Below are 14,489 nucleotides of genomic sequence, written 5' to 3'. Positions count from 1 at the left end.
TTTTGCCATACTGTCCGAAGTGTAATGCATAAGTCCGCCGCCGTGCCAAAACCGCCGCCGCCGCCGTCCGCCGACACCCGGCTCGCCCTCTGGCTGGCACGGCCGGAGTGCGCGGCGCTGGCGGCCCGTGCCGGTGCGGTGATGGACGACGCGACGCTGGACGAGACCCTGGCCCTGTGGGATCTGTTGTCCGGTTTGTCGGCCGACGTCGACATGCTGTTGGCGGCGGCGGTCTACTTGTGCCCGGCGCTGCAGAGTCCGGATTTCCCGCTGAAGCCCGAGCAGGCGCGCCTGCTCGAGGGCCTGAACGCCTCGCGCAAGGTCTGGGACATCTACCGCGAACAGGGCCGCAACGGCGGCCATGAAGGCCTGCGCCGGCTGTTGTTGGCGATCATCCTCGACCTGCGCGTGCTGATCATCCTGCTGGCCTGGCAGCTGCTGCAGATGCGCAAGGCCGTGCAGTGGCCGGAGGCCGAGGCGCGCGCGCTGGCCGATTTGACCTTCGACATCCACGCGCCGCTGGCCAACCGGCTCGGCATCTGGCAGCTCAAATGGGAGCTGGAGGATCTGGCGTTCCGCATCCGCGAGCCCGCGCAGTACCAAGCCGTGGCCCGGCAGCTGCAGGAGAAGCGCGCCCAGCGCGAACGCTACATCGAGCGCGCCATGGCGCAGATCCGCAAGGCCTTGGCGCAGGCCGGCATCGCGGCCGACGTCGCCGGCCGGCCTAAACACATCTACAGCATCTGGCGCAAGATGCAGCGCAAGCATGCCGATTTCGAGGCGCTGTACGACATCCGCGCCGTGCGCGTGCTGGTCGACGACATCGCCGCCTGCTACAGCGTGCTGGGCGTGGTGCATCAGCTGTGGACGCCGGTGCCCGGCGAGTTCGACGACTACATCGCGCAGCCCAAGAACAACAATTACCAGAGCCTGCATACCGCGGTGATCGGACCGGAGGGGCTGGGCCTGGAGGTGCAGATCCGCACCTGGAAGATGCACGAGCATGCCGAGATGGGCGTCGCCGCGCACTGGCGCTACAAGGAGGGCGGCAAGGCCCAGGGCGAGTTCGAGCGCAAGATCGCGCAGATGCGGCAGCTGCTGGAGAACAGCCGCGGCGGCGACGACGCCGCGTTGTTGGCCGGCATCGGCACCGAGCTGGTCGAAGACCGCAAATACCTGCTGACGCCCAAGGGCGAGGTCATCGACCTGCCGCCGGGCGGCACCGTGCTCGACTTCGCCTACCATGTGCACACCGACGTCGGCCACCGCTGCCGCGGCGCCAAGGTCAACGGCCGTATCGTGCCCTTGGAGTACCAGCCGCAGTCCGGCGACCGGGTCGAAATCATGACCGGCAAGACCGGCGCGCCCAAGCGCGACTGGATGCTGGCCTCGAACGCCTATCTGGCCAGTTCGCGTTCGCGCGACAAGGTCCGGGCCTATTTCTACCGGCTCGACCGCCAGCGCAACCTGGACGACGGCCGCGAGATGCTGGACAAGGAGCTGCGCCGCATCGGCCTGATGCAGGCCGACCTGAAGCCGGCGCTCGAGAAACTCAAGTTGCCGGACCGCGACGAGCTGTGCGTGGCGCTGGCCTTGGGCGAAATCAGCCCCGGCCAGGTGTCGCGCGCGCTGCACGAGCAGTCGCAGCCGGCGGCCGAGCCGGTGCCGCGCAAACCGGGCCCGGCGCCGCGCACGCCCAACCGCAGCGACCTGACCGTGGAAGGCGTCGGCAACCTGCTGACCCAGCTGGCGCGCTGCTGCCAACCGGTGCCCGGCGACGCCATCACCGGCTATTTGACCAAGGGCAAGGGCGTCAGCATCCACCGCGGCAACTGCGCCAGCTTGGCCTATCTGCTGCGCATGCACCCGGAGCGGGCCTTGCCGGTGAACTGGGGCAGCCGCGAGGACGGCCGCTACGAGGTGGCGGTGCTGATCCGGGCCTACGACCGTAAATGGCTGCTGAAGGACCTGACCAACCTGATCGCCCAGGCCAACGTCAACATCGTCGGGGTCAATACGCTGTCGCAGGGCGGTCCGATGGCGGAACTGCGGATGAACCTGAAGGTCGCCGATTTCGGCCAGCTCAGCGCCCTGTTGGGCAAACTGGACGCGGTGCCCGGCGTGATCGAAGCCCGGCGCTTCGGCTGAGCCGTCAGCTGATAGAATGAGGCGAACCCCGTTTCCGACTCCCCGTGAACACACCCGATAACGACGCGGCACCGAACGATTCCCTGCTCAAACGCGGACTGTGGCGCCTGCTGCTGCTCGGCGTCGGCCTGATGCTGGGCGTGGGCCTGCCCTACCTGTGGTATCTCGACAAGCAGGTGCGCGACCAGTTCGCCCAGCTCAACTGGCAGGTGCCGACCAAGGTCTACGCACGCCCGCTGCTGCTGAAGCCGAACGCGCGCCTGGACGGCGCCAGCCTGGAGCTGGAGCTGCAGGCCGGCGGCTACAAGGATGACGGCCAAGGCCGCATCGCCGGCACCTACGACCGCGATGGCGGCCGCTTCCGGCTGACCACGCGCGAGTTCTTCGACGTCAACGGCCGGGTGCCGTCGCGCCAGCTCGAGGTACTGCTGGTGTCCGGCCGCGTGGCCTCGCTGCGGGACGGCAAGAGCCGGCGCGCGCTGGCCTCTGCCAAGGTCGATCCGGTACGCATCGCCACCCTGTACGGCAACAACACCGAAGAACGCCGGCTGGTGAAGATCGACCGCTTGCCGGACCTGCTGGTCAAGGGCCTGCAGGCGGTCGAGGACCGCAATTTCCAGAACCACCACGGCATCGACCCGCTGGGCGTGGCGCGCGCGATCTACGTCAACATCCGCGAGGCCGGCTTCGAGCAGGGCGCCTCGACGCTGACCCAGCAGCTGGTGCGCAGCCTGTTCCTGAGCAACACCAAGACCATCACCCGCAAGGTCAAGGAGGCGCTGTACGCGCTGATCATCGAGGCCCGCTTCGACAAGAAGACCATCCTCGAGGCCTACCTCAACCAGGTCTACCTCGGCCAAGTCGGCGACCAGTCGATCCACGGCATCGCCGCCGGTTCCGACTTCTGGTTCGGCCGCGACGTGTCGCATCTGCAGGAGCACGAGATCGCGCTGCTGATCGGCCTGGTGCAGGGCCCCGGTTACTGGGATCCGCGCCGCAATCCCGAGCGCGCGCTCAAACGCCGCGCCATCGTCATCAATGAATTCGTCGAAGCCGGCCTGCTGACGCCGGCGCAGGCCGCCAAAGCCAACGCCGCGCCGCTGGGCGTGTCCGCCAAGCCGATTCTGGCCCGCAACCGCGCGCCGGCCTTCCTCGACATCGTGCGCCGGCAGCTGGCCAAGGACTACGACAACGCCGAGCTCAGCGGCCAGGGCCTGAGCGTGCTGACCACGCTGTCGCCGTCGGCGCAGACCTATCTCGAGAAGGCGGTCACCGGCACGCTCGAGCGCGTGCAGCGCAAGGACGGCCCCGAGCTGCAGGCCGGCGCCATCGTCACCGACGCCGAGACCGGCCACATCGTGGCCGCGGTCGGCAACCGCCGCATCGGCGATCCCGGCTTCAACCGCGCGGTCGATGCCCGCCGTCCGGTCGGTTCCCTGCTCAAGCCGTTCGTGTACATGCTGGCGCTGGCGCGGCCGAACGAATGGTCGCTGGCCAGCTGGCTGAGCGACGAGCCGATCGCGGTCAACACCGACGACGGCAAGGTCTGGGAGCCGAAGAATTCCGACCGCCGCAGCCACGGCACGGTGACCTTGGCCTCGGCCTTGGCCAATTCCTACAACCAGGCCACGGTGCGCTTGGGCATGCAGATCGGACCCGAACGGCTGAGCGCCTTGGTGCAGTCGCTGAGCGGCGAGACCGTGAAGGCCCGGCCGTCGTTGCTGCTCGGTTCGGTCGACCTGCCGGTGTACGGCATGGCGCAGATGTACCAGTTCCTGGCCTCCGGCGGCCGCGTGCAGCCCCTGCAAGCGGTGCGCGCGGTGCTCGATCCGCAGGGCAAGGCGCTCAGCAAATACGAAACCGCGCCGGTCAAGGCGCAACGCGGCGACGCCATGGCCGCGCGCCTGGTGACCGTGGCGCTGCAGCAGACGGTGACCTCGGGCACCGCCCGCGCCTTGCTGTCCGACGGCCTGGGCGACCTGCAGTCGGCCGGCAAGACCGGTACCAGCAACGATTCGCGCGACAGCTGGTACGCCGGCTACACCGGCGACCATCTGGCGGTGATCTGGGTCGGCAACGACAAAAACGAATCCACCGGCCTGTACGGCGCCACCGGCGCCATGCGCATCTGGTCGCAGCTGTTCACGCGCCTGCCGAGCCGGCCGCTGCGCGTGTCCGGCGACGGCCTGGAATGGGTCTGGCTGGACGCCGCGCGCTACGCCACCACCGAGGATTACTGTCCGGGCGCGCGTCGTGCCGCGTTCGTGGCCGGTTATCTGCCGACCGAACACGTCAGTTGCGGCGAGCCGCCGCCGCCCGAAGACCGATCGCTGTTCGATACCTGGATCGATTGGTTCCGCGGCGACAAGGACAACGCGCCGGCGCCGTCCCAGGACGGCACCGCCGCCGCGGGTCGTCCGTGAAGAAAGCGCTCGCCATCGTGCTGGTGCTGTTCTCGGCCGCCTGCAGCCGGCCCGAGACCGTGGCCGTGCCGGCGCTGTCGGAAACGCCCGAGCAGATGCTGGGCAAGATCCGCGCGCAGGGCGATGTCGGCGATGAGCTGATGTTCCAGGCCTTGGCCGACGAGGCCATCGTCGATCTGCGCGAACAGGCCGCGCGCGCCGAAGCCGACGGCGACCGCGCCAAGGCCGCGGAACTCCTGGACCGCGCGCTGGCGCTGAATGCCGCCGATCCGCAGGCTTTGCAGGCCCGCGCCGAACTGGCCATCCTCGAGCGTTCCTGGCCCTTGGCCGAGCGTCTGGCCCGGCAGTCGTTCGCGTCCGGCCCCAAACTCGGCCCCCTGTGCCGCCGCAACTGGTTGACCCTGCACTATGCCGCCCTGGCGCAGGGCCACGCGCTGCCGGATCAGGAGCTGGCGCAGAACCTGGGTGAGTGTACGCTCGTCCCGCCGGCGCGCCTGTGACCTCCGAGCTGGTCAACGCCTGCGCGCACGCGCTGTCGGCCGACGGCGTGCTGGCGCGCGGACTCGAGGGCTTCGCGTTCCGCGAGAGCCAGCAGCAGCTGTCGACCGAAATCGCCGAAGCCATCGAAGACCGCGCGGTGCTGGTCGCCGAAGCCGGCACCGGCACCGGCAAGACCTTCGCCTATCTGGTGCCGGCGCTGCTGTCGGGCAAGCGGGTGATCATCTCCACCGGCACCAAGGCCCTGCAGGAACAGCTGTACCACCGCGACCTGCCGCGCATCAAGAAGGCGCTCGGCACGCCGGTGCATTCGGCGCTGCTGAAAGGCCGCGCCAACTACCTGTGCCAGTTCCGCCTGGAGCAGGCCAAGTCCGAGACCTTCGCCAGCCGGGACGCGGCCCAACATTTCCAGCGCGTATTGGCCTGGGCCGGCAAGACCCAGCGCGGCGACCTGGCGGAGCTGTCCAGCATTCCCGAGGACAGCCCGATTTGGCCGCAAGTGAGTTCGACCGCCGACAACTGCCTGGGCGGCGAATGCCCGTTCTGGAGCGAATGCCATCTGGTCAAGGCCCGCCAGCAGGCGCAGAGCGCCGATGTGGTGGTGGTCAACCACCACCTGCTGCTGGCCGATCTGGCGATCAAGCAGGAAGGCTTCGGCGAAGTGCTGCCGGGCGCCTCGGTGTTCATCCTCGACGAGGCGCATCAGGTGCCCGAGCTGGCGCTGCAATTCTTCGGCGATTCGGTCAGTACCCGGCAATGGCTGGAACTGGGCAAAGACGTCCTGCTCGAGGCCGGCAAGATCAGTGGCAGCTCGATCCTGTTGGCACCGACGGTGAAGTTGCTGGAACTGCGCGTCAAGCAGTTGCGCGCCGAATGCGAGGCCGTGCCCGGTAAAGGCGCCGCGGCCCTGTTGCGCGCCAAGCCGGCGGTCATCGCCGCCATGGACGCGCTGCAGACGGACGCGGAGACCTTGTTGGAGGCGCTGCGGCAGCAGGCCGGCGCCTCGGCCGCGCTCGACCAATGCACCGGCCGGGCCGAAATCCTGCTGCAACGCTGGCGGCTGTGGCTGACGGCGGCACGCCGCGAAGCCGAAGCCGGGGACGAAACGACCGCCCCGGCCGCCGCCGTGCGCTGGTACGAGCTCAGTCCGCGCGGCATCACCTTGAACGCCACGCCGATGGACGTCTCGACGCCCTTGCGGCAGTACCGTGAACAAAGCCAGGCGGCCTGGATCCTGACCTCCGCGACGCTGGCGGTGAACCGCTCGGTGTCGCATCTGGCGGCCAAGCTCGGCCTGGATGAACCGCGTGTGCTGGTGCAGCCCAGTCCGTTCGATTGGCAGAACCAAGGCCTGTTCTACCTGCCAAAGGGCATGCCGGAGCCGTCCCACCCGCAGTTCATCGACGCCCTGCTCGAACATGCGCGGCCGGTGCTGGAGGCTTCCAAGGGCCGCGCGTTCCTGCTGTTCACCTCGCACCGCGCGCTCAAGCAGGCGGCGCAGCAGCTGGAGGGCGGGCCCTGGCCGCTGTTCGTGCAGGGCACCGCCCCGCGCATGGAGCTGCTCGCGCGTTTCCGCGAATCCGGCAACGGCGTGCTGCTCGGCGCCGCCAGCTTCTGGGAAGGCGTGGACGTGGCCGGCGAGGCGCTGAGCCTGGTCGTCATCGACAAGCTGCCGTTCGCCGCGCCCGACGATCCGGTGCTGGAGGCGCGTCTGGAAGCGGTACGCCAGCGCGGCGGCAATCCGTTCGCCGAGGAGCAGATCCCGTCGGCGGTGATCGCGCTGAAACAGGGCGCCGGCCGGCTGATCCGCAGCGTCGCCGACCGCGGCGTGCTGATGATGGGCGACACCCGTCTGGTCAGCAAACCCTACGGCCGCATCTTCATCCAGTCGCTGCCGCCGTTCCCGCGCACGCGCGAACTCGACGACGTGCGCGAATTCTTTGCTAGAGTGCCGGCATGAACCTGCTCGCCTTCGACACCAGCACCGAGGCCTGCGCGGTCGGTCTGCTCGCCGACGGCGCTGGGCGCGGCCGTTTCGAACTGACGCCGCGCCGGCACACCGACTGCGTGCTGCCTTGGTGCGACGAGCTGCTGGCGCAGGCCGGCGTGGCCAAGTCCGGACTGCAGGCCGTCGCCGTCGGCGTCGGTCCGGGCGCGTTCACCGGCGTGCGCTTGGGCGTCTCGCTGGCGCAGGGCATGGCCTTGGCGCTCGGCATTCCGCTGGTGCCGGTGTCCACGCTCGCCGCCATCGCGCAGGCGCAGGACCACGACGGTCCGATCGCGGTGGTGATGGACGCGCGCATGGGCGAGTGCTACGCGGGCTTCTATCAAAAACGCGACGGCATCGCCGTGGCGTTGGCGCCGGAACGGCTGCTGGCGCCGGACGCTCTGGCGTTGCCGTCCGACGGCGACTGGATCGGCGCCGGTTCGGGCTTCAGCGCTTACGCCGCGCGTCTGCCGGCGGCGTTCAGCGCGGCCATGGGCCGCATCGACGCCGAGGCGCTGCCGCACCCCGAGGCGCTGTTGCAACTTGGCGAATACGGCCTGCGCGCCGGTTTGGCGCTGCCGCCGGAACGCATCGAGCCGACGTACTTGCGCGACAAGGTCGCGCTCACGCTGGATGAACGCGGCAAGTCGACGCCCTAGCGGCATCGCTCAGCGCCACAGCCAAAATCCAAGTATTGCCAGATTAAGCGCCACGCAGGCCGTGAAGCGGCGCTGGAACGCGGCCTTGCGCGTCTTGTGCCGGAACAGGCGTTGCCCCAGCCAAGCGCCCGGCCAACCGCCGAGCAGGGCCAGCAGATGCAGGCGGGCTTCCGGTACGCGCCGTGTTCCGCGGTGTGCGGCGTGTTTGTCCCAGGCATAGAGCGCGAGCGCGCACAGGTTCAGCGCCAACAGCCCGATGGCGAGCGCGCGCATGCGGCGTCAGCAGCGGTTCGGCACCGACAGCGCGAACCAGGGCCGCAGCCGGATGCCGGCGGCGTTGCCGAGCAGGGCGCTGGCGATCCACAGCCAGCCGTGCAGGCTGCCGGAGGCGATGCCGCTGAAGAACGCGCCGATGTTGCAGCCGTAGGCGATGCGCGCGCCGTAGCCCAGCAACAGGCCGCCGAGCGCGCAGGCCAGCAGCTGCCGCGGCGGGATGCGCCATTCGGGACGGAATTTGCCGGCCAGTCCGGCCGCCAGGAAGGCGCCGAACACCAGGCCGATGTCCATCATCGAGGTGATGTCGGTCAGCAGGCTGCCGGCCAAGGCCTCGCGCATTGCCGGTTGTTCGAAGCCCGCCCAATCCGAGACCGGCAGGCCAACGCCTTGCAGCAGTTTGCCGCCCCACAGGCCGAAGGCCGAGGTGATGCCCCACGGCCGGCCGGCCAGATACAGGGTGGCGAAATTCAGCAACGCCAGCGCCAGCGCGCCGGCCAACAGAGGCCACGGACCTTGCCGGAACGCGCCGGCGTCGATACGCCGGATGGATTCGAGCGCGCCGTGGCGCCGGCGTTCGATGCGCGCTGCAACGAGATAGGCCAACGCGAACACCGCCAGATTCAGCAACAGCGCCGGCAGCCAGCCGAAGCGGTCGATCAACGATACCGGGCCCAGGCCGGGCAAGGCCTTCCACCAGGACTGATGCAGCACACCGAGCACCGAGCCGCCGATGAAGAACGCCAGGGTGACCAGCATGCGCGTGCTGCCGCCGCCGGCGCTGAACAGGGTGCCCGAGGCGCAGCCGCCGCCGAGCTGCATGCCGATGCCGAACAGGAAGGCGCCGATCACCACCGACAGCCCGGCCGGCGAGACGAAGCCGTTCACCGGCTGGCCGAACAGGCTGCCGGCGGCCAGCGCGGGGAAGAACAGCAGGCAGGCGGCGCCGAGCATCACCAGCTGCGCACGGAAGCCGGCGCTGCGGCCGTCGGCCAACAGCACCCGGAACGCCGAGGTGAAGCCGAACGCGGCGTGGTACAGCGCGATGCCGAGCAGGGCGCCGACCACGGTGAGCAGGGCGATGCGCGGCGAGCCGGCATCGCCGGCGGCCAAAGCCAGCGCGGCGATGGCCGCGAATGCGGCCAGCACCACCGGACCTTGGGCCGTCGGCCGCGGCGGGGCGGACATCAGGCGGCGTTTCCGACCAGAATCCAGCTGCCCAGGCCGAGGAAGGCCAGGAAGCCCATCACGTCGGTGACCGTGGTCACCACCACGCCGCCGGCCAGCGCCGGGTCGATGTCCATGCGCTTCAGCAGCAGCGGCACGGCCACGCCCGAGAGCGCGGCGACCACCAGGTTGATCATCATCGCCGCCGCGATCACCACGCCGATCAGCGGCTCGAACCAGAGGCCGGCGATGACGCCGACCACCACCGCCCAGGCCGCGCCGTTGATCAGACCGACCAGGGTTTCCTTGTTGAACAGCGCGCGCAGGTTGCCGACGCCGACCTGGCCGAGCGCGATGCCGCGCACCATCAGGGTCAGGGTCTGGGTCGCGGCCACGCCGCCCATGCTGGCCACGATCGGCATCAGGATCGCCAGCGGCACGATCTGCTGCAGCGTGGCCTCGAAGCGGCCGATGACCCAGGACGCCAGGAAGGCGGTGGCCAAGTTGATGCCGAGCCAGAGCGCCCGGCGCTTGGCGGCGCGCGGCACCGGACTGAACAGGTCCTCGTCCTCGTCCAGACCGACCGCGCTCAGCGCCTGGTGTTCGGCCTGGGCACGGATGATGTCGACCACGTCGTCGATGGTGATGCGGCCGAGCAGGGTGTTGTTGGCGTCGACCACCGGCGCCGAGATCCAGTCGTGGTCGGAGAACTGGGTGGCCACTTCGTTGTCGGGCGTGTCCAGCGGGATGCCGGGCTGCTCGTCGTCGATCAGCTCGTTGACCGGCGTCGCCGGGTCCTTGGTCAGCAGGTCGCTGACCGAGATGCGGCCCATGTACTGGTTGCGGCGCGAGACCACGTACAGGTAGTCGGTATGGTCCGGCAGTTCGCCGCGCAGGCGCAGGTAGCGCAGCACCACGTCGATGGTGACGTCGGCGCGCACGGTCACCACGTCGGTGTTCATCAGTCGGCCGGCGGAGTCCTCGGGATAGGACAGCGCCTGCTCCAGGCGCTCGCGGTGGTCGCGGTCCATCGACTTCAGCACTTCGTCGATGACGGTGTCGGGCAGGTCGTCGATCAGGTCGGCCAGGTCGTCCAGGTCGAGGTCCTCGACCGCGGCGATGATCTCGTCCTGGTCCATTTCGGCGATCAGGCTTTCGCGCACGTCCTCGCCGACGTGCACCAGCACCTCGCCGTCGTCCTCCGGATCGACCAGACCCCAGACGATGTTGCGCTTGGCGGCCGGCAGCGATTCCAGCAGGTTGCCGATCTCGGCCGGCGACAGGATGTTGACCAGCCGCCGCACCGGACCCAGACGGCCGGAATCCAGCGCGTCGGAGAGCAGGCGCAGCTGCTGCGCCGTTTTGGCGTGACGGACGTGTTCAACCATGCGGCTCTCCCGGTGACCGGGTTATTATCGGCGCAAACGCCGGTGATGGAAAGCCGTTGACGCTCAGTCCCCGAAGCGGGATTCGAACAGCTGCTGCAGCGCGTCCAAGGCCTGCTCGGCGTCGTCGCCGTCGGCGCGCGCCAGGATCTCGCGGCCCGGGCCGGCGGCCAGCAGCATCACGCCCATGATGCTCTTGGCGTTGACCTCGCGGCCGCCGAGGCTGAAGCTGACGTTGCAGCCGAAATGACTCAGGGTCTGCACCACCTTGGCCGAGGCCTGCGCATGCAGTCCGTTTTCCGCCGTTACCTTGAGCGTCCGCTCGGCCATGCTCACTCCAATTCCCTGTGATGGACCATTACCTTATCACGGCCGCTCGCGGCGCAGTGCCGGGCCAGGCTCTCGGCCAGATACACCGAACGGTGACGGCCGCCGGTGCAGCCGAAGGCCACGGTCAGGTAGCTGCGGCTCTCGGATTCGAACCGCGGCAGCCAGGCGTCGATGAAGGCGGTGACCTGCGCCAGATACACGCGCACCGTCTCGTCGGCCTCGAAGTACGCGCGCACCGGCGCGTCCTTGCCCGACAGCGGGCGCAGCGCCGGCAGCCAGTGCGGGTTCGGCAGGCAGCGGGTGTCGAACACGAAGTCGGCGTCGCTGGGCACGCCCTTCTTGTAGGCGAAGGATTCGAAGAGCACCGAGACCGCCTGGCCGGCGTGGTCCTGGACCTCGTCGATCACGCGCTTGCGCAGCTGGTGCACGTTCATCTCGCTGCTGTCGATCACGGTGTCGGCCAGCGCCACCAGCGGCCGCAGCTGCTTGCGCTCCTCGGCGATGGCGTCCGACAGCGTCAGTCCGCGCAGCGACAGCGGATGCTTGCGGCGGGTGTCGGAGAAGCGCTTGATCAGCACCGCGTCCTCGGTGTCGAAGAACACCAGGCGGGTCTGGTAGCCGGCGGCGTTCACTTCCGACAGCAGTTGGCCCATCCGGCTCAGGTCGTGGCTCAGGTTGCGCACGTCGATGCTGACCGCGATGCGGCCGCCCTGTTCGATGTCGGCGGCGATGTCGGCCACGGTCGAGGGCAGCAGCTTGGCCGGCAGGTTGTCGATGCAGTAGAAGCCGAGGTCTTCCAGCGTGCGCAGGGCCACGCTCTTGCCGGAGCCGGACAGGCCGCTGACGATGATCAGGGTGGCGGTGGTTTCGTTCATGGGCTCAGGTCGGTGTCATCGAGGAGTTGCTGGTGCCGCGCCATGAAGTCGTTGGCCGGGTCCTTGCCCTGTTGGCGCAGGATCTGCAGGCGCACCGCCACTTCGGTCAGCACCGCCAGGTTGCGCCCCGGCGCCACCGGCAGGTTGAACACCGGGATGTCGAGGTCGAGCACGCGCTGGCTGGAGGCGGTGCCGGTCAGCCGGAACGCGGCGTCGTTGTGCTCGGGCCGGAAGTGCAGCAGGTTGACCACCATCTTCAGGTACTTGCTGGTCTTCACCGCGGTGTCGCCGAACATCTGGCGGATGTTCATGATGCCCAGGCCGCGGACCTCGAGCATGTCCTGCAGCAGGGCCGGGCAGCTGCCTTCGATGATGCTCGGGGTGATCTGGGTGAATTCGGGCTGGTCGTCGGCCACCAGCCGGTGGCCGCGGCTGATCAGCTCCAGCGCCAGCTCGCTCTTGCCGGCGCCGGCCTCGCCGGTGATCAGCACGCCGAACGAGAAGATCTCCATGAACACGCCGTGCAGCGAGGTCTGCGGCGCCAGCCGGTTGGACAGGAAATGCTGCAGCAGGTTCAGGCATTCGAAGCCGCGCCGGTCCGAGACCCAGAGCGCGATGCCGGCTTCCTCGCAGGCGGTCTGCAGGTCGGTCGGGCAGACCTGGCCCTGGCTGATGACCAGGGCCAGCGGTTTGTGCTCGATGATCAGCGCGATCGCTTCCCAGCGTTGGCGCGCGTCCAGGCGGTCGAGCCAGGCCAGTTCGGCCATCCCGAACACCTGCACTTTGTTGGGGTGGATGACGTTGAGATAGCCCGCCAGCGACGGGCGCTTCGAGGTCAGCTCGTTGCGGTCGGTGCGGATGTCCTTGCCGGAACGGCCCGCCAACCAGCGCAGGTTCAGGCTCGTCTGCAGTTGGTTGAACAGCTCGCGTGCGCTGATGCTGGTGTTCATGGCGGGCCGGCGGCGGGAGGTACCTCCGATTTTAGCCGAACTTCTCCTGCTTCGCGGCGGATTCGCCGCGGTGGTGGTCCTTCATCTTCTCCTTGAGCTTGACCGCCATGCGGTCGAGCTTGTCGGCGAGCAGGTCGATGGCCGCGTACAGGTCGGCGGCGGTGGCGTCGGCGAAGTGGTTCTTGCCGGCGGTGTGCAGGGTGGCTTCGGCGCGTTGCTGCAGTTTCTCCACGGACAGGATCATCTTGATGTCGAGGTGATGGTCGAAGTGCTTCTTCACGCGCGCCATCTTCTCCTCGGCGTAGCTGCGGATGGCGGGCGTGACCTCGACCTGGTGTCCGGTGATGTGCAATTGCATGGTGACCTCCTTTCTGCGGGTTTCGATTCCAACCTAACACGGACGGCGTTAAAAAAACGCTTGCCGCACTTCCAGTCTACGCCGATTCGCGGCGCGCGGAAGCGGGCGGAATGCGCAGGGCGTCGCGGTATTTGGCGACCGTACGGCGGGCGATCGAGACGCCCTCGGCGGCCAGGCGCTGGGCGATGGCGGCGTCCGACAGCGGTTTGGCCGGATCCTCGGCGCCGATCAGTTCGGCGATGCGGGCCTGCACGGCATCGGCCGCCTGCAGTCCGTCGCCGCCGTCGGCCACGCCCGAGGCGAACAGGGCCGAGAGCTCGAACAGGCCGTGCGGCGTGGCCAGGTATTTGCCGTTGCAGGCGCGCGACACGGTCGATTCGTGCAGGCCGAGGTCGCCGGCGACGTCCTGCAGGCGCATCGCGCGCAGGCCGCGCAGGCCCTGTTCGAGGAAGCCGGTCTGCCGGCGCACGACGGCTTCGGCGACCCGGCGCAGGGTGTCGCGCCGCTGCGCCAGCGCGGCGACCAGCCACTGCGCCTCCTGCCGGTATTGGCCGATGACGGCCTGCTCGGCGGCGCCGGCGCGCAGGCGCCGGCCGTAACCGGCGTTGACCCGCAGCCGCGGCCGATGGCCGTCGAGCAGGCGCACGCGCCAACGCGTGCCGTCGCGTTCGGCGATCAGGTCCGGTTCGATGTATTCGGTGCGCGCCGCGGCCAGTGCCGCGCCCGGCCGCGGATCGAGCGTCTTCAGCACGGCCACCGCGCGGCCGGCCAGATCCGGCGCCAGGCCCAGGGCCTTGGCCGCGCCCAACACGCCCTGGCGCGCCAGCACGTCCAGATGCGCGTCCGCGATGCGACGCGCGGCCGCCAGCACCGCCGGTTCGGCGTCGATGCCGTGCAGCTGCAGCAGCAGGCATTCCGACAGCGTGCGCGAGGCCACCGCCAAGGGGTCGAAGCGCTGGATCAGATGGCGTACCGTTTCGATCTCGGCATCGTCCGGCGCCGGCTGCAGTGCGCAGGCGGCGCGGATGTCGTCGAAACCGGCGGTGCAGTAGCCGTCGGCGTCCAGGCCGTCGATCAGGGCTTCGCCGATGGCGCGGTCGCGCGGTCCGAGCGGACTCAGGCGCAACTGCGCATTGAGATGCGATTGCAGCGACACCGGTTCGGCGATGCCGTGCCAGTCCGGCTCGTCGCCGGCCGCGGCGCCGGTCTCGGCAGGAAGCGGAGGTTCGCCGTTTTCGGCGTGCCCGGGGCCATGATCGAGCGGCTCGTCGCCGGTGTGCGCCGGGCCGTCGTCCGCGACGCGTTCCAGTACCGGATTGGCGGCCAGCGCGTCTTCGATCAGGTGTTCGAGTTCGGTCCGTCCGCACTGCAGCAGGCGCATCGCCAACTGCAGCTGCGGCGTCAGCCGGGTGCCCTGGCGTTGGGTCAGTCGCACG

General features: G+C 69.2%; 13 protein-coding genes. 5 read left to right on the top strand and 8 right to left on the bottom strand.

The features are described 5' to 3' along the window. The first annotated feature begins 24 nt into the window (after positions 1-24). Genes IEV56_RS02915 through tsaB form a run of 5 tightly spaced genes read left to right on the top strand, consistent with a single transcriptional unit; the run spans position 25 to position 7,715 of the window. Positions 25-2,148 (top strand): bifunctional (p)ppGpp synthetase/guanosine-3',5'-bis(diphosphate) 3'-pyrophosphohydrolase, encoded by a 2,124-nt coding sequence (locus tag IEV56_RS02915; protein WP_188447546.1) that lies wholly within the window; start codon positions 25-27, stop codon positions 2,146-2,148. Between the two features lie 44 nt (positions 2,149-2,192). Continuing rightward, positions 2,193-4,571: a penicillin-binding protein 1B gene (gene mrcB / locus IEV56_RS02910; RefSeq protein ID WP_229730146.1), complete on the top strand. Its 2,379-nt coding sequence runs from the start codon at positions 2,193-2,195 to the stop codon at positions 4,569-4,571. Continuing rightward, complete coding sequence (locus IEV56_RS02905) at positions 4,568-5,071, top strand: hypothetical protein (protein WP_188447544.1); 504 nt, start codon at positions 4,568-4,570, stop codon at positions 5,069-5,071. Before mrcB ends, IEV56_RS02905 begins: the two co-directional genes overlap by 4 nt. Continuing rightward, entirely contained in the window at positions 5,068-7,029 is a 1,962-nt protein-coding gene (gene yoaA / locus IEV56_RS02900; protein ID WP_229730145.1) for a DNA repair helicase YoaA, read from the top strand. The genes IEV56_RS02905 and yoaA overlap by 4 nt, the downstream gene beginning before the upstream one ends. Beyond that, positions 7,026-7,715, top strand: coding sequence for a tRNA (adenosine(37)-N6)-threonylcarbamoyltransferase complex dimerization subunit type 1 TsaB (tsaB, locus tag IEV56_RS02895; protein WP_188447542.1), 690 nt, complete (start codon positions 7,026-7,028; stop codon positions 7,713-7,715). The genes yoaA and tsaB overlap by 4 nt, the downstream gene beginning before the upstream one ends. A gap of 9 nt (positions 7,716-7,724) precedes the next feature. Here the strand turns inward: tsaB and IEV56_RS02890 are convergent, their stop codons facing one another. From IEV56_RS02890 to rpoN, 8 genes are all read right to left on the bottom strand, one after another. Next, positions 7,725-7,988 carry a DUF1294 domain-containing protein gene (locus IEV56_RS02890; protein WP_188447540.1) on the bottom strand — a complete coding sequence of 88 codons (264 nt, stop codon included), beginning with the start codon at positions 7,986-7,988 and terminating at the stop codon, positions 7,725-7,727. 6 nt (positions 7,989-7,994) lie between these two features. Then, positions 7,995-9,176, bottom strand: coding sequence for a YeeE/YedE family protein (locus tag IEV56_RS02885; RefSeq protein WP_188447538.1), 1,182 nt, complete (start codon positions 9,174-9,176; stop codon positions 7,995-7,997). Next, a complete protein-coding gene (gene mgtE / locus IEV56_RS02880) occupies positions 9,176-10,543 on the bottom strand; it encodes a magnesium transporter (protein ID WP_188447536.1) in 1,368 nt (455 codons plus the stop codon). The genes IEV56_RS02885 and mgtE overlap by 1 nt, the downstream gene beginning before the upstream one ends. 63 nt (positions 10,544-10,606) lie before the next feature. Continuing rightward, entirely contained in the window at positions 10,607-10,870 is a 264-nt protein-coding gene (locus tag IEV56_RS02875) for an HPr family phosphocarrier protein (RefSeq protein ID WP_188447534.1), read from the bottom strand. Between the two features lie 2 nt (positions 10,871-10,872). Next, positions 10,873-11,745: an RNase adapter RapZ gene (gene rapZ / locus IEV56_RS02870; protein WP_188447532.1), complete on the bottom strand. Its 873-nt coding sequence runs from the start codon at positions 11,743-11,745 to the stop codon at positions 10,873-10,875. Beyond that, positions 11,742-12,695 (bottom strand): HPr(Ser) kinase/phosphatase, encoded by a 954-nt coding sequence (gene hprK / locus IEV56_RS02865; protein WP_188447530.1) that lies wholly within the window; start codon positions 12,693-12,695, stop codon positions 11,742-11,744. The genes rapZ and hprK overlap by 4 nt, the downstream gene beginning before the upstream one ends. A 31-nt stretch (positions 12,696-12,726) precedes the next feature. Then, complete coding sequence (gene hpf / locus IEV56_RS02860) at positions 12,727-13,053, bottom strand: ribosome hibernation-promoting factor, HPF/YfiA family (protein WP_188447528.1); 327 nt, start codon at positions 13,051-13,053, stop codon at positions 12,727-12,729. Positions 13,054-13,129: 76 nt separating this feature from the next. Next, positions 13,130-14,488 (bottom strand): RNA polymerase factor sigma-54, encoded by a 1,359-nt coding sequence (gene rpoN / locus IEV56_RS02855; protein WP_188447526.1) that lies wholly within the window; start codon positions 14,486-14,488, stop codon positions 13,130-13,132. Between the last annotated feature and the right edge of the window lies 1 nt (position 14,489).

The sequence above is a fragment of the Arenimonas maotaiensis genome (assembly GCF_014638745.1).
In the GTDB taxonomy this organism is placed as follows: Bacteria; Pseudomonadota; Gammaproteobacteria; order Xanthomonadales; family Xanthomonadaceae; genus Arenimonas; species Arenimonas maotaiensis.
Note: the sequence above shows the minus strand (reverse complement) of the source record. Positions and strands in the feature narration are given on the sequence as shown.

Coding starts and splice junctions, on each gene's coding strand:
- IEV56_RS02875 (WP_188447534.1), bottom strand. CDS start 10,870: ATGGCCGAGCGGACGCTCAAGGTAACGGCGGAAAACGGACTGCATGCG.
- hprK (WP_188447530.1), bottom strand. CDS start 12,695: ATGAACACCAGCATCAGCGCACGCGAGCTGTTCAACCAACTGCAGACG.
- IEV56_RS02915 (WP_188447546.1), top strand. CDS start 25: ATGCATAAGTCCGCCGCCGTGCCAAAACCGCCGCCGCCGCCGTCCGCC.
- hpf (WP_188447528.1), bottom strand. CDS start 13,053: ATGCAATTGCACATCACCGGACACCAGGTCGAGGTCACGCCCGCCATC.
- IEV56_RS02890 (WP_188447540.1), bottom strand. CDS start 7,988: ATGCGCGCGCTCGCCATCGGGCTGTTGGCGCTGAACCTGTGCGCGCTC.
- tsaB (WP_188447542.1), top strand. CDS start 7,026: ATGAACCTGCTCGCCTTCGACACCAGCACCGAGGCCTGCGCGGTCGGT.
- IEV56_RS02885 (WP_188447538.1), bottom strand. CDS start 9,176: ATGTCCGCCCCGCCGCGGCCGACGGCCCAAGGTCCGGTGGTGCTGGCC.
- mgtE (WP_188447536.1), bottom strand. CDS start 10,543: ATGGTTGAACACGTCCGTCACGCCAAAACGGCGCAGCAGCTGCGCCTG.
- rapZ (WP_188447532.1), bottom strand. CDS start 11,745: ATGAACGAAACCACCGCCACCCTGATCATCGTCAGCGGCCTGTCCGGC.